We start from the raw sequence: 16,723 nt of genomic DNA on the forward strand, positions 1-16,723 counted from the left end.
TCTTGTTGACTATCAGTCTGACCCCACAAGCACCCACACGAATTGCTTGATTCAGTTGTTAAAGAGCGGTTGGTTAAGATCTTTCGTCTCAACCGAGGCGCGCATTCTACAGCAGCCTCATTTGCTGTCAAGTGATTATTTTCAGAAGTTTTCGAAGATTTCTTCAACAACTTCAACCACTTGCGCTTCCGATCTCTCGTTAGCGGGAGGCGAATTCTACAGCGTTACTCGCTGTTGTCAACACCTCTTTTTCTCCGCTTTCGACCGAGAAGATCGAACCGTTGAAAGCACCAGATCAACCGGCATCTCCAACTCCTTCCAGGCTTCGATGAACTGAAGCAAGCCACCGTCGAAAACTGCGTAACTCATTGAATCTCAAGGAGTTTTCCGTTTCGACTGCGCCGGAAGTGGGGCGAATTATAGACTTCCAGAATCTGCCGTCAACACTTAATTCTGTTTTTCTATCGTTCCAAGAAAAAACGACCTATATATAGACGCCACCGCAGTGAATGCGCAGTATATTGCCCAATATCTACAACAATACCCTGCTCTTACCTTGGACGATGCCGCGCAATGAATGACCAACCTCGCTCTCTTGCCTCAATGCTGTTCCCGGTTGGCCTGCTGTTAATAGCCATGGGGTCAATCCAGTCCGGCGCGTCTTTGGCCAAGAGCATGTTCCCGGTGGTAGGCGCCCAAGGCACCACCACGCTGCGATTAGTCTTCGCCAGTGTAATCATGTTGCTACTGCTGCGCCCATGGCGTGCCAGGCTGACCTCCAGATCATTGCGCACCGTGATCGTCTACGGCATGGCATTGGGTGGCATGAACTTCCTCTTCTATATGTCCCTGCGCACCGTGCCGCTGGGAATCGCGGTTGCGCTTGAATTCACCGGTCCATTGGCGGTTGCCATCTATGCATCGCGTCGAGCCATCGACTTTCTATGGATCGGCCTCGCCGCCATCGGATTGCTGCTCTTGATTCCGACGGGCGCAACCTCCAGCGGGATTGATCTGCTGGGTGCCGGTTATGCGTTAGGGGCCGGCGTCTGCTGGGCGCTCTATATTCTGTTCGGTCAAAAGGCTGGGGCTGACAACGGCGTCACCACCGCGGCTCTAGGTGTAATGATCGCTGCACTGTTTGTTGCGCCGATCGGTATCGTGCATGCCGGCACTGCGCTGCTGACACCGTCACTGATACCTGTCGCCATTGGCGTCGCCATCTTGTCCACCGCCCTGCCCTACACCCTGGAAATGGTTGCACTCACGCGCATGCCCGCCCGTACTTTCGGTACGTTGATGAGCATCGAGCCTGCATTCGGCGCCTTGTCTGGCCTGTTATTCCTGCAGGAATACCTCTCACTGTCACAATGGATGGCCATCCTCTGCATTATTCTGGCTTCCGTCGGCGCCACCCTGACCATGGGCAGCGCCGCCAAACCTGCCATTGCGGCAGATTGAAGCGGGATTTCACGAAGGTCTGGCAATTGGCGCTCATTTAGGCCATGTTTAGGCCTTAACTTGATGCCATACATGGATTTTTCGAGCAGGGATTTGAAAGCGCTCAGAGCGCAAGCGAAGACAGGCAGACCCGAGCGTCAGACTCGCGGCCGCTATAAGGACGGTAATGAAACGAATTTTGATACTTATCGCTGTACTCGCGATTGCGGGCTGTGCGGCGACGTCGAAGACCCAGGTAAAACACGGCAAAAAAGGGCTGCATATCAATTGTTCTGGACTGTCGTCCTCTTGGGACAAGTGCTACACCAGCGCAGCCAACTCCTGCGCTCCAAAAGGCTACAAAGTCATCGCCAAGTCCGGAGACACCGTAGAAGAGCCGGGTGATTATCCGTTTGGCCTCAACCCTGCCGGTTATACCAGCCGCAGCATGATCGTCATTTGCAAATAGTTCAGCCCTCCCCGGCGAGCTGGCGACCGATTTCTTCATGGCTGGACTTCAGCACTTCGCGCTGAATGTCCGGCGTGGCCAGCATCCGCGCCACCACCAATGCCCCGACACACTGCGACAGAATCGACCACGCGAGGCTGTCGCTTTCCAGTATTTGCGCCCAGCTTTTCTGCAGCCGACAGATCCACAACTCGGCCTGCTCGCGCACCTGCAATTCGGAACGGGCGATTTCCGCGCCCAGCGCCGGCAACGCGCAGCCGGCCTCGGGCTGCTCAACATGAGACATGCTCAAATAGTGTTTGAGACAGCGCTCCAGTCGCGTCCGGTCCTGCGTGCCCTGCCCGCCCAGGCGCTCCAGGCTTTGACCCAGTTCGCGCTCAACGATGGCCGTAAACAACGCATCCTTCGAAGAGAAATGACTGTAGAACGCCGCGCCACTCAGTCCAATCGCCTTCATCAAGCCATCGACGCCTACCGTGGAAAACCCGGAACGCTTCGCCGAGAGCGCACTGCTGTGCAATAGCTTGTCCCGGGTTTCCTGTTTGTGACTGGCAGAGTAACGCATGAATGTGCCCCGAATTGCTCGTCTTGACGTTGCCCGGATCCTAGCATAACGTTCGTTCACTTAACGATCGTTTACTAAAGGGAATCCCCATGAATAACAACAAGGTCGTATTGGTGGTCGGTGCAGGCGATGCGACGGGCGGCGCCATTGCCAGGCGTTTCGCCAGGGAAGGTTACGTCGCCTGTCTGACCCGACGCAGCGCCGACAAATTGCAGCCACTGGTAGAGGCGATTAATGCCGAAGGTGGCGAAGCCCACGGATTTGCCTGCGATGCGCGCAAGGAAGAAGACGTCATCGCACTGATTGAAGACATCGAAACCCGCTTGGGCCCAATCGAAGCGTTCGTCTTCAACATCGGCGCCAATGTGCCTTGCAGCATTCTCGAAGAAACCGCACGCAAGTATTTCAAGATCTGGGAAATGGCCTGTTTCTCAGGTTTCCTCAATGCCCGTGAAGTGGCCAAACGCATGGTCACCCGCCAACGCGGCACGATTCTGTTCACCGGTGCGACCGCCGGGCTGCGCGGCGCTTCCGGGTTTGCCGCCTTCGCCGGTGCCAAGCATGGCATTCGCGCTCTGGCGCAAAGCATGGCGCGGGAGTTGGGGCCGATGAACATCCACGTTGCTCACGTGGTGGTGGACGGCGCCATCGACACCGACTTCATCCGCAACAGCTTCCCCGAAAAATACGCCACCAAGGATCAGGACGGCATACTCAATCCCGAACACATTGCCGAGAATTACTGGTATCTGCACAACCAGCCACGGGACGCGTGGACATTCGAGCTGGATCTGCGCCCATGGAACGAGCGCTGGTAAGCCCCACTTCATAACAATAAATAGAGAGAAGCGACGATGCGTAAAACCGTTGAGTTCTATTTCGACCTAGGGAGCCCGGCCACTTATCTGGCTTATACCCAGTTACCGAAACTGTGTGCCGAAACCGACAGCAAGTTGATTTACATCCCGATGTTGCTGGGAGGTGTGTTCAAAGCGACCGGCAACGCCTCTCCGGCGATGATTCCGGCCAAAGGCCGTTACATGTTTCAGGATCTGGATCGCTACGCCAAACGCTACGGCGTGCCGTTGACATTCAATCCGCACTTTCCGATCAACACGCTTATGTTGATGCGCGCCGTCACCGGCATCCAGTTGCGCCAGCCTGAACGCTTTCACGCGTTTATCGATTGCCTGTTCAACGCGTTGTGGGTCGAGGGCCGTCCTCTCGATGAGCCGGCGACCGTCGCGGCGCTGTTGAGCGAGCACGGCTTCGATCCCGCCGAAGTCCTGGCGTTGACCAATGACGAAACGGTAAAGGCTGCGCTCAAGGAAAATACCGAAACCGCCGTTAAACGCGGGGTTTTCGGAGCGCCGACCATGTTTATCGGCAACCAGATGTTTTTTGGCCAGGATCGTCTGGACTTTGTCGAGCAGGCATTGCGCCAGCTTTAGCCCAAGCCTGTGACTCAGGCGCTGGTGTCAGCGCCTGAGCTTCAGCCGGTCAGATGGCAGCGGTGCGGGTGTTCAGCCACTCGAGCGCAGGGCCCTCGAGCAGCGGGCTCAAACGCTCGCGAACTTCGGCGTGGTAAGCGTTAAACCACTGCTTTTCTTCCTGAGTCAGCAGTGACGGCAACAGGCAACGCGTGTCGATCGGGCACAGCGTCAAGGTTTCAAACTTGAGGAACTCGCCGAACTCGCTACTCCCGGCCTCGCGGTTCATCGCCAGGTTTTCGATGCGCACGCCCCAACGACCTGGACGATAAGTGCCGGGCTCGATGGAAGTGATCATCCCCGGCTGCATTGCCGTCTGCGGAGCGGGCGCCGCCTGATAGGCAATCACCTGCGGGCCTTCGTGAACATTGAGGAAATAGCCGACACCGTGACCGGTGCCATGACCGTAATCCACACTTTCTGCCCAGATCGGTGCACGGGCGATGGCGTCCAGCAGCGGCGACAGAATGCCTTTCGGAAAATGTGCCCGCGACAATGCGATGACGCCTTTCAACACACGGGTGCAATCGCGTTTCTGCTCTTCGGTCGGCGTACCGACCGGCACCATCCGCGTGATATCGGTGGTGCCGCCCAGGTATTGCCCCCCGGAGTCGATCAGCAACAGCCCATCCCCCTCGATCACCGCGTGCTCTTCTGCGGTGGCGTGATAGTGCGGCATCGCGCCATTGGCGTTGAAGGCGGCAATGGTATTGAAACTCAGCGATACATAATCCGGACGACGTTCACGGGCTGCGGTGAGTTTTTCGTCGATGGTCAGTTCGGTGATGCGCTCGCGGCCCCACGCCGATTCCAGCCAGGCGAAGAACTCACACAACGCGGCACCGTCCTGCTCCATCGCTTTGCGGATGTGCTGCGCGTCGGCTTCATTCTTTTGCGACTTGGCCAGTGTCGTCGGGTTGAGGCCTTCAACAAGTTTCACACCGCTGTCGAGGTTATCCAGCAAACCGCAGGTGACTCGCGCCGGGTCCACCAGCAGGCTTGCGCCACTCGGCACAGCGCGCATCGCATCGGCGACTTCGCTGTAATCGCGCAGCGTCACGCCATCCTTCTCCAGCACCGAGCGCAAATCAGCATCGACTTTGCTCAGTGCAACGAACAGCGTGGCGTGCTGTTGATTGATCAACGCAAACGAAACAAAAACCGGGTTGAACGACACGTCGCCGCCGCGCAGGTTGAACAGCCAGGCGATGTCGTCGAGGGTGGCGATGAAATGCCAGTCAGCCCCGCGTTCCTCCAAGGTTTCGCGCAACCTGGCGAGTTTTTCGCCACGGCTGACGGTCGCCTGCGGCGGCAGATGTTGATAGATCGGTGCGTTTGGCAGGCTCGGGCGATCGCTCCAGACGTCATTCAACAGGTCGATATCGGTACGCAGACGGGCGCCACGCGCCTCGAGTTTGCTGCTCAAGGTGCGCGCCGAGGCCACAGCCATGACCGCACCGTCGACCGCGACCACGCCCCCTTCCGGGGTCTGCTCGGCCAGCCAGTCCAGCGGGCTCGGTTGACCCGGTTGCAATTTGACCAGCTCGATACCGCTGCCTGTGAGTTCCTTGGTCGCCTGCTCCCAGTAACGACTGTCGGCCCAGATACCGGCGAAATCAGGAGTGACAATCAAGGTGCCAACCGATCCGTGGAAACCCGAAAGCCATTGGCGGCCCTGCCAGTAACCCGGCAGATATTCCGACAAATGCGGGTCGGCGGACGGCACCAGCAGCGCGTGTATGCCTTCGCGACGCATCAGTTCACGGGTGTGCGCCAGGCGCTGGGGCACCGATCCTTCGGTCGAGGTCTGGGTACTCATCATGTCTCCTGCTAATCACTTCATCGTTATTGTTCGTCGCCGTCAGGCGGCTGGTTAAAGCCCGGTCGCCCAGAATGCCGGAGCACTGGCGCAGGCGGTCTTGATCAGTTCGACAGCCTTGTCGATATCTTCGGCCGTGGTGAAACGGCCGAGGCTCAAGCGAAGGGTACGCGCGGCCAGTTGCGCGTCATGCCCCAGCGCCAACAACACGTGGGAAGGTGCGTTGCTCGCGGAGTTGCAGGCAGAGGTCGCAGAGAATGCAATCGAATGACTCAGCGCCGCGCTGTTGAACTCGCCTTCGCTGAACGTCAGGCTCAAGGTATGCGGAATGCGTTGGCTGGCGCTGCCATTGAGGCGCACGCCCGGCAGGCTCAGCAATTGCTCAAGCAGACGCTCGCGCAGGGCAACGATGGACTGTTTTTCTTCATCGAATGCTTCTGCAGCCAGGGCGAATGCAGCGCCCATGCCGGCAATCTGATGGGTCGCAAGGGTGCCGGAGCGCAAGCCGCCCTCGTGACCGCCGCCGTGAATCTGTGCCTGCAAACGCTGCTGCGCCCGCGGGCCGACGTACAACGCACCAATGCCCTTGGGGCCATAGAGTTTGTGTGCCGAAAAGGACATCAAATCGACCGGCCAGCGCGCCAGGTCGATCTTCACTTTGCCCGCACCCTGCGCCGCATCGACATGGAACAACGCCTCGCGGCCGCGCACGACTTCGCCAATGGCCTGCACATCGTTGACCGTGCCGAGTTCATTGTTGACCAGCATCAGCGACACCAGAAAGGTGTCATCGCGCATCGCTTCGCTGACCGCTTGCGGGGTGATCAGGCCATCGGCGTCCGGCACCAGATAAGTCACGGCGATGCCGGCGTCCTGCAACTGGCGGGCGGTATCGAGGATGGCCTTGTGTTCAATCTGACTGGTGATGAGGTGACCGCCGGACACGCCGCGAGCCTGGGCGACACCCTTGAGGGCGAGGTTGTTGGATTCAGTGGCACCGGAAGTCCAGACAATCTGCCGGGCCTCGGCGCCGACCAGTTCGGCGACTTGCCGCCGCGCCTGCTCGACCGTGTGCCGGGCCTGCTGGCCGAAGGCGTGGGAGCTGGAGGCCGGGTTGCCAAAGTTACCGTGAAAGCCCAGACACTCGATCATCACCTGGATGACCCGCTCGTCCACCGGGGTGGTGGCGGCGTAATCGAAATACAACGGACGTATGTTCATAAAAGACTCGCAGAGCGTGTTCCGGGATCAGGAGGCTCGTGTCTGCAAACGGCAAAGCGCAGCCTTGTGAGCTGCGCGTCGGTTCGAGAGCGTCATCAATACCTGATCGGATGCCGTTAAAGAAGAACAACTTCATTTAAAAGTGCGTAGGAACGCTCCTGAAGCCGAGCTTAACAGGCATCGGGCCGGCGGTTGAAGCAATGCGTCAGCTAAAGCTTTCGAGAAGTAACGGATACAACGAGATCACTAACAACGCCGCCATGCCCCAGTTGAACACGCGCAACCAGCGCGCCTCCTTCAGCACATTGCGCAACAGCGTGCCGCACGCCGCCCAGAGGCCGACACTCGGCAGGTTGATGATGGCGAACACCGCTGCAATGACCACGACATTGGTGAAGTAACCCTGCATCGGCGTGTAAGTGCTGATGGCACCAATGGCCATGATCCATGCCTTGGGATTGACCCACTGGAAGGCTGCTGCGCCGAGGTAGCTGATCGGTTTTGCCTCGCCGTCAGCGTTGTCTGCGACCGGCCCCGAATGGGCAATTTTCCAGGCCAGGTACAGCAGATACGCTGCGCCGACGTAACGCAGAACGCTGTAGAGCAGTGGATATGTCTGAAACACCGCGCCCAGGCCAAAGCCCACCGCGAGCACCAGCACGAAGAATCCACAGGTGATGCCGAGCATATGAGGGATGGTGCGGTTGAACCCGAAGTTAACGCCTGATGCCAGCAACATCGTGTTATTCGGCCCCGGGGTAATCGAGGTGACAAGGGCAAACAGGGCAAAGCCCAACAAAAGATCAAGCGAGAGGGTCATGGCAGCAATCCGGCAGGGTCATTCAGGTGTTGACCCTATCCCACGCGACGCGGCAAACCCACGGACAGTTAGCGAAAATTTCGAGCAGTACAATTTTTTTTCAGCTTGGACGGCCGTGCAACTGTACGGCACGCCCGGCGCTCATCTCACCCTTCTGGTCGAAACCGAGCGTCTTCTGTGGCTGACCGACTAATTGCGCTTTTTTCGCGTGGTATTCGTCGAAGGACAGGCCGCTGCGATTGAGCGCCTCCATCGCCAGTTCTCGGGATTCTTCTGCGGTGTAGGGGCGCAGTTCCGGGGATACATGGCTGGCACAACCGGCGAGTACGGAGACAGCGAGCAACAGGGAAACAGTCAGTAAGCGATTCATGGGGAGCGTCCTGGCGAACAATCGGAGTCGATGGACAAAGGCTACGCCCGCCCCCGCTCGCGCAAAAATCAACACGCTCAATAGTGGCTATCAGAAAATCCACAGAGGCGTCGCATATCTCCGAAAGCTCTATAAATATCAATTAAGGTTCTTTTGCGGAATAACAAACAGCCTTTATAAATCCCTGCATGCCTTGGCGACTGTTGCTCCAGCAACTGTTGCCTAGCCAACAGTCATTCAACAAAGCCACCTGAAACTCACACAGCAGATCATCACGATAACGCTCAACGCCCCTTAAACCGGGCTCTCCAGGAATTGGTACAGCGTTTGCTCAAGTCCGGTGACTTACTCACTGCTCGTTGAGCAACTGTTGAAAAAGGAACTGAACATGTCGCGTCCCCTGAAAGTCGTCGCCCTCTCCGGCGGCACCTGGCGTCCGTCCCGTACCCTGGTGCTGACCCAGGCGCTGCTCGCCGAACTGGCCGGGCATTTGTCGATCGAGAGTCATCTGATCGAACTCGGCGACATCGCCCGTCCGCTCGGCGGCGCCCTTTCGCGTCAGGAGTTGAGCGCCGAAATCGAGGCCGAACTGCGCGCCATCGAACAGGCCGACCTGTTGATTGTTGCTGCGCCGGTTTATCGCGGGTCCTACCCGGGTCTGCTCAAGCATCTGTTCGACCTGATCGACCTCAACGCACTGATCGACACCCCCGTCCTGTTAGCCGCCACCGGTGGCAGCGAACGCCATGCGCTGGTGCTCGATCACCAGTTGCGCCCGCTGTTCAGCTTCTTCCAGGCAGTCACCCTGCCGATCGGCGTTTATGCCACCGAGGCCGATTTTGTCGATTACCAGATCACCAGCGAACCGCTGAAGGCGCGTATCCGTCTCGCCGCCGAACGCGCCGCGCCGCTGTTCGCCACACAAATCAAACCGTTGCTGAAGATCGCTTAAGGAGCTGTTCATGGATGTTTTCTGGTTCCTGCCGACCCACGGTGACGGCCATTATCTGGGCACGACACAAGGCGCCCGCCCGGTCACCCTCAATTATCTGAAACAAGTGGCCCAGGCCGCTGACAGCCTCGGCTATCACGGCGTGTTGATTCCCACCGGGCGCTCCTGCGAAGACTCGTGGGTGATCGCGTCGGCGCTGGTGCCTTTGACCGAACGCCTGCGCTATCTGGTGGCGATCCGACCGGGGATCATTTCACCCACTGTCTCGGCGCGCATGGCGGCAACGCTGGACCGACTGTCCAACGGCCGCCTGTTGATCAACGTCGTGACCGGTGGCGACCCGGATGAGAACCGTGGTGACGGCAGTTTCCTCAGTCACAGCGAACGCTATGAAGTCACTGACGAATTCCTGCAAATCTGGCGCCGGGTGTTGCGAGGTGAGGCGGTGGATTTCGAGGGCAAGCACCTGAAAGTGCAGAACGCCAAAGCGCTGTACCCACCGGTGCAGAAACCTTACCCGCCGCTGTACTTCGGCGGTTCGTCCGACGCGGCCCATGACCTGGCCGCCGAACAGGTCGATGTCTACCTGACCTGGGGTGAACCACCCGCCGCCGTCGCGGAAAAACTGGCTGATGTGCGCGAGCGCGCCGCGCGGCACGGACGCAAGGTCAAGTTCGGCATTCGCCTGCATGTGATCGTGCGCGAGACCGCCGAAGAGGCGTGGAAAGCCGCGGACAAGCTGATTGAACACATCAGTGACGAAACCATTGAAGCCGCGCAGAAATCCTTCTCGCGTTTCGACTCCGAGGGTCAGCGGCGCATGGCGGCTTTGCACGATGGCCGTCGCGACAACCTCGAAATCGCGCCAAACCTGTGGGCCGGTGTCGGTCTGGTGCGCGGCGGTGCCGGTACCGCGCTGGTCGGCGATCCGCAACAAGTGGCGACGCGGATCAAGGAATACGCGGACCTGGGCATCGAGAGTTTTATCTTTTCCGGTTATCCGCACCTGGAAGAGGCTTACCGTTTTGCCGAACTGGTGTTCCCACTGTTGCCGGAACCTTACGCGAGCCTGGCCGGGCGCGGCGTGACCAACCTCACCGGGCCGTTTGGCGAAATGATCGCCAATGATGTGCTGCCCACCAAGTCCTGACCCGCGCCCACAGAGGGACTGCAATCGATTTCGAGGAACACCGTGTGACTGCCAAACCGCAAAGTACCCTGCTTTCCCCACTTCAGACCGCCCGCCAACTGGCCGCCGAATTTGCCCTGACAGCCGTCGAGCGCGACGAACGTGGAGGCACGCCGAAGGCTGAGCGCGATGCCCTGCGCGACAGTGGCCTGCTGGCCCTGAGCATTCCCGTTCGCTACGGCGGCCTCGGCGCGAGCTGGAGCGAAACCCTGCAGATCGTGCGCGAGTTCGCCAAGGTCGACAGCTCCATCGCCCACGTCTTCGGTTTTCATCACTTGATGCTCGCCACCGTGCGCCTGTTTTCCCGCCCGGAACAATGGCAACCCTGGTTCGAACAGACGGCGCGGCAGAACTGGTTCTGGGGCAATGCGCTCAATCCCCTCGACACCCGCACCGTGGTCAAGGATCTCGGCGGCTGGCGCGAGTTTTCCGGGAAGAAAAGCTTCTGCTCCGGCGCCAGCGACTCGCAGATGCTGATCGCCTCGGCGGTGGATGAAAACGCCGGCGGCAAGTTGCTGATCGCAGCGATCCCCAGCGGGCGCAGTGGCATCACCCTGCACGATGACTGGAACAACATCGGCCAGCGCCAGACCGACAGCGGCAGCGCCACGTTCGAACGGGTGCGGGTCGAGGAGTCGGAATTGCTCCTCGATCCCGGCCCGCTGAGCACACCGTTCGCCTGCCTGCGGCCGTTGATCGCGCAACTGACCTTCACCCACATGTTTCTCGGCATCGCCGAAGGCGCTTTCGAGGAAGCGCGGCACTACACCCTCAAGGAAACCCGGCTGTGGCACAAATCGTCGGCCCGCGATGTGCGCGAAGATCCTTACGTGCTCGCCCATTACGGCGAATTCTGGGTCGCCCTGGAAGGCATCCGCCTGCTGGTCGAGCGCGCCGCGGCATTGCTCGATGCCGCGTGGGCCAAGGGTACGAGCCTCAGCGCTGAAGAGCGCGGCCATGTCGCCACCGCGATTGCCACGGCCAAAGTCGCGGCCAGCCGCCAGAGCCTGGAGATCTGCAGCCGTCTGTTCGAGGTGACCGGCGCGCGGTCCACCCATGCCTCGCTGCGCCTCGACCGCCACTGGCGCAACCTGCGTACGCAAACCCTGCACGACCCGCTGGATTACAAACTCCACGAGTTGGGCGACTGGGCGCTGAACCAGTCCCTGCCAGTGCCGACGTTCTATTCCTGATCCTGCCTCTATAAGGACGCGCCCATGCAACTGCTGACCCTACCGCCCTCACCCGCCCTGGCGACGTCGATTCGCGCTACCGCGCAGGTGTTCGAAGACCCGAAATCCCAGGCATTGCTCGCGCACCTGCAACAGGTCGCGCCGAGCGAGGCCAGCGTGCTGATCATCGGCGAGACCGGCACCGGCAAGGAACTGGTGGCGCGGCATATTCATAACCTGAGCCATCGCCGTCATCGTCCATTCATCGCCGTCAATTGCGGAGCGTTTTCCGAATCGCTGGTGGAAGCCGAATTGTTCGGTCACGAAAAAGGCGCGTTCACCGGCGCCCTGAGCGCCAAGGCCGGGTGGTTCGAGGAAGCTGATGGCGGCACCTTGTTCCTTGACGAAATCGGCGATCTGCCGATGGCGATTCAGGTGAAGTTGTTGCGCGTGTTGCAGGAGCGCGAGGTGGTGCGCCTCGGTTCGCGCAAGAGCATTCCCATCGACGTGCGGGTGCTGGCGGCCACCAACGTGCAACTGGAGAAGGCCATTAATGCCGGCAACTTTCGCGAAGATCTGTATTACCGGCTCAATGTGGTCAATCTGGAACTGAGTCCGTTGCGCGAACGGCCCGGCGATATCCTGCCGCTGACCCGGCATTTCATCGAGGCCTACAGCCAGCGTCTGGGTTACGGCCGCGTCAGTATCAGCCCCGGCGCCGAGCACAAACTGCGCGCCTACGGCTGGCCGGGCAACATCCGCGAGCTGGAAAACGTCATCCATCACACCTTGTTGATCTGCCGCAACGGCGTGATCGAGCGTGATGATCTGCGCCTGTCAAACCTGCGCATCGAGCGACCGGACGATCACCACAGCAGTGCCGACGATTCACCGGAAGCCTTGCTGGAACAAGCCTTTGAAAAACTCTTCGCGCAACAGGCCGGTGCGTTGCACGAAAAAGTCGAAGACGCCTTGCTGCGCGCCGCTTATCGCTTCTGCCATTACAACCAGGTGCATACGGCGGCGCTGCTCGGTCTGAGCCGCAACGTCACGCGCACGCGCCTGATCAAGATCGGTGAACTGGCGGTGAACAAGCGGCGACATAGCGAGAACCTGCAAGGTGAGCGTTTGATCCAGTTGTCGATCTAGCCAACCAGGTTGCAGTGCAGCGCATCGTCGTGACTGCGGGCAATGCTGCTCAGCACCTGGAAGGAGTTGAACGTGATGGTCCGCGCGTGATGGGCGTGGATCAGTTGCCAGAAGTCTTGCTCGCCGCTTTCGAAACTGCGAAACGCGGCCTCTCCCGCCTCACGACTCTGCCATTGCAGAAAGCTCAGCACACGCCGGCCATCGTCGCTGGCCTGCACACTGGCGCTGACGAAACCGTCGTAACGCTGGGCCAGGCGTTCGGTCTGCACCGACAGCGCGCTGACCAGAGCCGGTTGCTGACGGGGTTCGATTTCAAATTCGATCAATTGGGTAAAGCTGCGGTTTTTCATGGAAAGCCCCCACTCGGCGTTAGACGAATCTTGCGACTCGAAGGCCTGCAGGGTAAAACCTCTAGTTAAGTCAAGGTCAAGAGCATTTTGCAATGATCACCAAGGAAAACGTACACAAGCCGCTCACCGTCGGCGAAGTCGCGGCCCGCAGCGGCGTCGCGGTCACGGCCCTGCACTTTTATGAATCGAAGGGACTGATCAAGAGCCAGCGCAATGCCGGCAATCAGCGGCGGTATCCACGGGCGGTGTTGCGGCGGGTGGCATTGATCAAAGTCGCCCAGCGTCTGGGCATCCCCCTGGCGGAGATTGGCGAGGCGCTGAAGCGGCTCCCGGAGGATCGCGCCCCGACGGCGGCGGACTGGAAGGTTTTGTCCGAGCAATGGCGACAGGAACTGGATGAGCGGATCAACCAACTGACCCTGCTGCGCGACCGGCTCACCGGTTGCATCGGCTGTGGGTGTCTGTCGATGGAGGCGTGTCCGCTGCGCAATCAGGGCGATGTGCTGGGGGAACAGGGGCCGGGGGCGCATTTTCCCGTCGAGCCTTAATCGTTCGTTGTGGCGAGGGAGCTTGCCACAAGGTCAACGTGAGCGTGGCCTTGCGGGTGCTGCTCGTCGGTTGAAAATCCTGGCCGTCAGGACAGTTCTATAGTGATTCTTCCGGAAAACCGGTGAAGCCCAATTTATAGAACAACAATCAGGGAGAACGTCATGAGCGTCAAACCCATTCCCGAGGGGTATCACAGCATTACCCCGTATCTCGGCATCCATAAGGCCACCGAAGCCATCGACTTCTACAAGAAAGCCTTCGGTGCCACCGAAGTCATGCGTCTGGACATGCCCGACGGCCGAATCGGCCATGCGGAGCTGCGCATCGGCGACAGCGCGATCATGCTCGGTACGCCTTGCGATCAGGGGCCGTTGAGCGGCCCGGACAACGCGGTGTCGGTCGGTTTGCATCTGTATGTCACCGATGTCGACAAATCATTTCAACGGGCACTCGACGCCGGGGCGACGACGGTGTCCGAGGTCAAGGATCAGTTTTACGGGGATCGCAGCGGGACGTTGAAGGATCCCTATGGGCACCTGTGGTTTCTCGCTTCGCGCAAGGAAGATCTGACCGAAGCGCAGATTCGGCAGCGGGCGCTGGAGATGTTTCAGCAAGGCTGAGTTTGTTCGGCGCCAGCAATGGCCTCTTCGCGGGCAAGCCCGCTTGTACACAAGGGAACGCATTCCAAATGTGGGAGCGGGCTTGCCCGCGAAGAGGCCGGCACACGCAACACGCAACACGCAACACACTTCATGAACAGCCACACCACGCTTCCCGTATTGCCCCCAGCGCCACACCCTTTCAGGATGCATCCAACAAGAACCCTGAAAAAGGATCAGCCCGATGTTTGCCGGATTTCTCAAGGACCAGCGCCACGTCAACGGCGTCGACATTGCCTGCCGCGTCGGCGGCAGCGGACCGGGCCTGTTGCTGCTGCACGGTCACCCGCAAACCCACGTGATCTGGCACAAGATTGCCGAGCAACTGGCCGAACACTTCACCGTGGTCGCCGCCGATCTGCGCGGGTATGGCGACAGCGCTCGCCCCGCCGCCGATGAGCTGCACCGCAATTACTCGAAACGCGAAATGGCCCGCGACAATGTCGAGTTGATGCAAGCGCTGGGCTTCGAGCGGTTTTCGATACTCGCCCACGACCGGGGCGCGCGGGTCGCCCACCGCCTGGCCCTTGATCACCCGGATGCCGTGCAGCGCATGATGCTGCTCGATATCGCGCCGACCCTGTCGATGTACACGCAGACCAACGAAGCATTTGCCCGCGCCTACTGGCACTGGTTCTTCCTGATCCGCCCGGCGCCATTGCCGGAAACCCTGATCGAAGCCGATCCCGAGGCTTATCTGCGCAGCGTGATGGGCAGCCGCAGTGCCGGGCTCAAGCCGTTCACCGACGAGGCTTTCGCGGAATATCGACGCTGTCTGCAACGACCAGGCAGTGCCCGCGGCATCTGCGAAGACTATCGCGCCAGCGCCGACATCGACTTGCAGCACGACCGCGCCGACATCGCCGCCGGACACCACCTGAAGTTGCCGCTGCGCGTGTTGTGGGGCGCCGAAGGCACCGTCGGGCGTTGCTTCGATCCGCTCAAGGAATGGCAGCAGGTGGCAGCCGACGTCAGTGGCCAGGCATTGCCCGCCGGCCACTACCTCGCCGAAGAAGTCCCGGAACTGTTGCTCGCCGAAGCGCTGGCCTTTTTGCGCTGACCGCCGCTTCGCCCTGACCTGAACCGTTTCCTGCCACGGGCCTCGACTGGCCCGTGCGGGATCGTCATGCCCGAAATCCGTCTCGAGATAATAACAATGACTATTCGAAAACTACTGGGAACCCTTTATGTACAGGTGCTCGTCGCCATCGCCCTCGGCGTGCTGATCGGCCATTACTGGCCGCAGGCCGGAGTCGAACTCAAGCCGCTGGGTGACGGTTTCATCAAACTGATCAAGATGATCATCGGCCCGATCATCTTCTGCACGGTGGTCTCCGGCATCACCAGCATGCACGACGTGAAACAGGTCGGCCGGGTCGGCGGCAAAGCGTTGCTGTACTTCGAAGTGGTATCGAGCCTCGCCCTGGTGATCGGCATCCTTGCCGCGCATCTGCTGCATCCCGGCGCCGCTTTCAACATTGACGTGAAGACCCTCGACTCCTCGGCGATTGCCGGTTTTGTCGGTCAGGCCGAGCACGGCGAAGGCATCACCGGGTTTCTCCTGCATGTGATCCCGACGACGTTTTTCGACGCATTCTCCAAGGGAGAAATTCTCCCGGTGCTGTTCGTTTCGGTGCTGTTTGGCGTGGCGCTGGTGATGGTCGGTGAAAAGGGCCGGCCGCTGGTGGGCATCATCAATCAGGCCAGTGAAGTGTTCTTCCGCATTGTCGGCATGATTGCCCGGGTGGCACCGATTGGCGCGTTCGGCGCGATTGCCTTCACCATTGGCAAGTATGGGGTCGGCTCGCTGCTGCCGTTGTTGAAGCTGATCGGCACGTTCTACCTGACCGCGTTTATCTTCGTGGCCTGCGTGCTCGGCGCGATCGCGCGGTACGCCGGATTCAGCATTTTCAAACTGCTCGGCTATATAAAGGCTGAACTGCTGATCGTGCTCGGCACCAGCTCCTCCGAATCAGCGTTGCCACAACTGATCCAGAAACTGGAAAGCCTGGGCGCTTCGAAAGGCGTGGTCGGCATCGTGGTGCCGACCGGGTACACCTTCAACCTGGATGGCACCAACATCTATATGACCCTGGCGGTGTTGTTCCTTGCCCAGGCGACCAATATCGACTTGTCGCTGGAACAACAGCTGACCTTGTTGGCGGTGGCCATGCTCACCTCCAAAGGTGCAGGCGCCGTGGTCGGTGCCGGATTTGTCGCGCTGGCGGCGAGCCTGGCCGTGGTGCCGACCGTGCCGGTGGCGGCGATGGTGCTGATCCTCGGCGTCGACCGTTTCATGGCCGAATGCCGTTCACTGACCAACATCATTGGCAACGCGGTTGCTGCATTGGTCATCGCCGCGTGGGAGGGTGAACTGGATCGCGACAAACTCGCGCCCATCGCCCTCAAGTCCGGCCGTCATGCCCGTGCCGCCAAAGCCAGAGTTGCCACCGAGTAATCGCCGCCAACGGCAATGCTATTCTGGCGGCTTGTGCCGCCAGTGTTCGTT

18 protein-coding genes are annotated in these 16,723 nt (G+C 59.9%); 12 read left to right on the forward strand and 6 right to left on the reverse strand.

The window, feature by feature from the left end:
* Positions 1-573 precede the first annotated feature (573 nt).
* Together rhtA and HV782_RS19950 are read left to right on the forward strand one after the other, a co-directional pair.
* Entirely contained in the window at positions 574-1,461 is an 888-nt protein-coding gene (gene rhtA / locus HV782_RS19945) for a threonine/homoserine exporter RhtA (protein WP_128615674.1), read from the forward strand.
* Positions 1,462-1,627: 166 nt separating this feature from the next.
* The gene (locus HV782_RS19950; RefSeq protein WP_123466364.1) at positions 1,628-1,909 is read left to right on the forward strand and encodes a hypothetical protein; all 282 of its coding nucleotides are present in this window, start codon (positions 1,628-1,630) and stop codon (positions 1,907-1,909) included.
* Position 1,910: 1 nt separating this feature from the next.
* On the opposite strand, the gene HV782_RS19955 is transcribed toward HV782_RS19950, so the two are convergent.
* Positions 1,911-2,474 (reverse strand): TetR/AcrR family transcriptional regulator, encoded by a 564-nt coding sequence (locus HV782_RS19955; RefSeq protein WP_186746351.1) that lies wholly within the window; start codon positions 2,472-2,474, stop codon positions 1,911-1,913.
* 89 nt (positions 2,475-2,563) lie between these two features.
* On the opposite strand from HV782_RS19955, the gene HV782_RS19960 reads away from it, so the two are divergent.
* Positions 2,564-3,292, forward strand: coding sequence for an SDR family oxidoreductase (locus HV782_RS19960; protein ID WP_123466368.1), 729 nt, complete (start codon positions 2,564-2,566; stop codon positions 3,290-3,292).
* Between the two features lie 36 nt (positions 3,293-3,328).
* Positions 3,329-3,925: a 2-hydroxychromene-2-carboxylate isomerase gene (locus HV782_RS19965; RefSeq protein ID WP_186746353.1), complete on the forward strand. Its 597-nt coding sequence runs from the start codon at positions 3,329-3,331 to the stop codon at positions 3,923-3,925.
* 49 nt (positions 3,926-3,974) lie between these two features.
* Here HV782_RS19965 and HV782_RS19970 read toward each other — a convergent pair whose 3' ends face one another.
* The 4 genes from HV782_RS19970 to HV782_RS19985 form a co-directional block, all read right to left on the reverse strand.
* Positions 3,975-5,783 carry an aminopeptidase P family protein gene (locus HV782_RS19970; protein WP_186746355.1) on the reverse strand — a complete coding sequence of 603 codons (1,809 nt, stop codon included), beginning with the start codon at positions 5,781-5,783 and terminating at the stop codon, positions 3,975-3,977.
* Between the two features lie 54 nt (positions 5,784-5,837).
* Positions 5,838-7,004, reverse strand: a complete 1,167-nt coding sequence (locus HV782_RS19975) for an aminotransferase class V-fold PLP-dependent enzyme (RefSeq protein ID WP_123466374.1) — start codon at positions 7,002-7,004, stop codon at positions 5,838-5,840.
* Positions 7,005-7,209: 205 nt separating this feature from the next.
* Positions 7,210-7,824, reverse strand: coding sequence for a LysE family translocator (locus HV782_RS19980; protein ID WP_186746358.1), 615 nt, complete (start codon positions 7,822-7,824; stop codon positions 7,210-7,212).
* Positions 7,825-7,924: 100 nt separating this feature from the next.
* Positions 7,925-8,194, reverse strand: a complete 270-nt coding sequence (locus HV782_RS19985; protein WP_186746360.1) for a hypothetical protein — start codon at positions 8,192-8,194, stop codon at positions 7,925-7,927.
* 388 nt (positions 8,195-8,582) lie between these two features.
* On the opposite strand from HV782_RS19985, the gene msuE reads away from it, so the two are divergent.
* The 4 genes from msuE to HV782_RS20005 are packed head-to-tail and all read left to right on the forward strand — an operon-like array spanning position 8,583 to position 12,656.
* Positions 8,583-9,146 (forward strand): FMN reductase, encoded by a 564-nt coding sequence (msuE, locus tag HV782_RS19990; protein WP_186746362.1) that lies wholly within the window; start codon positions 8,583-8,585, stop codon positions 9,144-9,146.
* Positions 9,147-9,156: 10 nt separating this feature from the next.
* On the forward strand, positions 9,157-10,296 hold the full coding sequence (ssuD, locus tag HV782_RS19995; RefSeq protein WP_186746364.1) for an FMNH2-dependent alkanesulfonate monooxygenase: 1,140 nt from the start codon (positions 9,157-9,159) through the stop codon (positions 10,294-10,296).
* A gap of 44 nt (positions 10,297-10,340) precedes the next feature.
* On the forward strand, positions 10,341-11,528 hold the full coding sequence (locus HV782_RS20000; protein WP_186746366.1) for an acyl-CoA dehydrogenase family protein: 1,188 nt from the start codon (positions 10,341-10,343) through the stop codon (positions 11,526-11,528).
* Between the two features lie 24 nt (positions 11,529-11,552).
* Positions 11,553-12,656: a sigma-54 interaction domain-containing protein gene (locus HV782_RS20005; protein ID WP_186746368.1), complete on the forward strand. Its 1,104-nt coding sequence runs from the start codon at positions 11,553-11,555 to the stop codon at positions 12,654-12,656.
* Here the strand turns inward: HV782_RS20005 and HV782_RS20010 are convergent.
* Positions 12,653-13,006, reverse strand: coding sequence for an antibiotic biosynthesis monooxygenase (locus tag HV782_RS20010; RefSeq protein WP_123466389.1), 354 nt, complete (start codon positions 13,004-13,006; stop codon positions 12,653-12,655). The genes HV782_RS20005 and HV782_RS20010 overlap by 4 nt on opposite strands.
* 92 nt (positions 13,007-13,098) lie before the next feature.
* On the opposite strand from HV782_RS20010, the gene soxR reads away from it, so the two are divergent.
* From soxR to HV782_RS20030, 4 genes are all read left to right on the forward strand, one after another.
* Positions 13,099-13,554, forward strand: coding sequence for a redox-sensitive transcriptional activator SoxR (soxR, locus tag HV782_RS20015; RefSeq protein WP_123466391.1), 456 nt, complete (start codon positions 13,099-13,101; stop codon positions 13,552-13,554).
* A gap of 162 nt (positions 13,555-13,716) precedes the next feature.
* Positions 13,717-14,175: a VOC family protein gene (locus HV782_RS20020; protein ID WP_186746370.1), complete on the forward strand. Its 459-nt coding sequence runs from the start codon at positions 13,717-13,719 to the stop codon at positions 14,173-14,175.
* Between the two features lie 223 nt (positions 14,176-14,398).
* Positions 14,399-15,274 (forward strand): alpha/beta fold hydrolase, encoded by an 876-nt coding sequence (locus tag HV782_RS20025; protein WP_186746372.1) that lies wholly within the window; start codon positions 14,399-14,401, stop codon positions 15,272-15,274.
* Positions 15,275-15,370: 96 nt separating this feature from the next.
* Positions 15,371-16,672 carry a dicarboxylate/amino acid:cation symporter gene (locus tag HV782_RS20030; RefSeq protein ID WP_186746374.1) on the forward strand — a complete coding sequence of 434 codons (1,302 nt, stop codon included), beginning with the start codon at positions 15,371-15,373 and terminating at the stop codon, positions 16,670-16,672.
* Positions 16,673-16,723 lie beyond the last annotated feature (51 nt).

It is taken from the genome of Pseudomonas monsensis, assembly GCF_014268495.2.
GTDB classification, from domain to species: domain Bacteria; phylum Pseudomonadota; class Gammaproteobacteria; order Pseudomonadales; family Pseudomonadaceae; genus Aquipseudomonas; species Aquipseudomonas monsensis.

Excerpts from the sequence above, each read along its gene's own strand:
- rhtA (WP_128615674.1), top strand. The coding sequence starts at position 574 with ATGAATGACCAACCTCGCTCTCTTGCCTCAATGCTGTTCCCGGTTGGC.
- HV782_RS19950 (WP_123466364.1), top strand. The coding sequence starts at position 1,628 with ATGAAACGAATTTTGATACTTATCGCTGTACTCGCGATTGCGGGCTGT.
- HV782_RS19955 (WP_186746351.1), bottom strand. The coding sequence starts at position 2,474 with ATGCGTTACTCTGCCAGTCACAAACAGGAAACCCGGGACAAGCTATTG.
- HV782_RS19960 (WP_123466368.1), top strand. The coding sequence starts at position 2,564 with ATGAATAACAACAAGGTCGTATTGGTGGTCGGTGCAGGCGATGCGACG.
- HV782_RS19965 (WP_186746353.1), top strand. The coding sequence starts at position 3,329 with ATGCGTAAAACCGTTGAGTTCTATTTCGACCTAGGGAGCCCGGCCACT.
- HV782_RS19970 (WP_186746355.1), bottom strand. The coding sequence starts at position 5,783 with ATGAGTACCCAGACCTCGACCGAAGGATCGGTGCCCCAGCGCCTGGCG.
- HV782_RS19975 (WP_123466374.1), bottom strand. The coding sequence starts at position 7,004 with ATGAACATACGTCCGTTGTATTTCGATTACGCCGCCACCACCCCGGTG.
- HV782_RS19980 (WP_186746358.1), bottom strand. The coding sequence starts at position 7,824 with ATGACCCTCTCGCTTGATCTTTTGTTGGGCTTTGCCCTGTTTGCCCTT.
- HV782_RS19985 (WP_186746360.1), bottom strand. The coding sequence starts at position 8,194 with ATGAATCGCTTACTGACTGTTTCCCTGTTGCTCGCTGTCTCCGTACTC.
- msuE (WP_186746362.1), top strand. The coding sequence starts at position 8,583 with ATGTCGCGTCCCCTGAAAGTCGTCGCCCTCTCCGGCGGCACCTGGCGT.
- ssuD (WP_186746364.1), top strand. The coding sequence starts at position 9,157 with ATGGATGTTTTCTGGTTCCTGCCGACCCACGGTGACGGCCATTATCTG.
- HV782_RS20005 (WP_186746368.1), top strand. The coding sequence starts at position 11,553 with ATGCAACTGCTGACCCTACCGCCCTCACCCGCCCTGGCGACGTCGATT.
- HV782_RS20010 (WP_123466389.1), bottom strand. The coding sequence starts at position 13,006 with ATGAAAAACCGCAGCTTTACCCAATTGATCGAATTTGAAATCGAACCC.
- soxR (WP_123466391.1), top strand. The coding sequence starts at position 13,099 with ATGATCACCAAGGAAAACGTACACAAGCCGCTCACCGTCGGCGAAGTC.
- HV782_RS20020 (WP_186746370.1), top strand. The coding sequence starts at position 13,717 with ATGAGCGTCAAACCCATTCCCGAGGGGTATCACAGCATTACCCCGTAT.
- HV782_RS20025 (WP_186746372.1), top strand. The coding sequence starts at position 14,399 with ATGTTTGCCGGATTTCTCAAGGACCAGCGCCACGTCAACGGCGTCGAC.
- HV782_RS20030 (WP_186746374.1), top strand. The coding sequence starts at position 15,371 with ATGACTATTCGAAAACTACTGGGAACCCTTTATGTACAGGTGCTCGTC.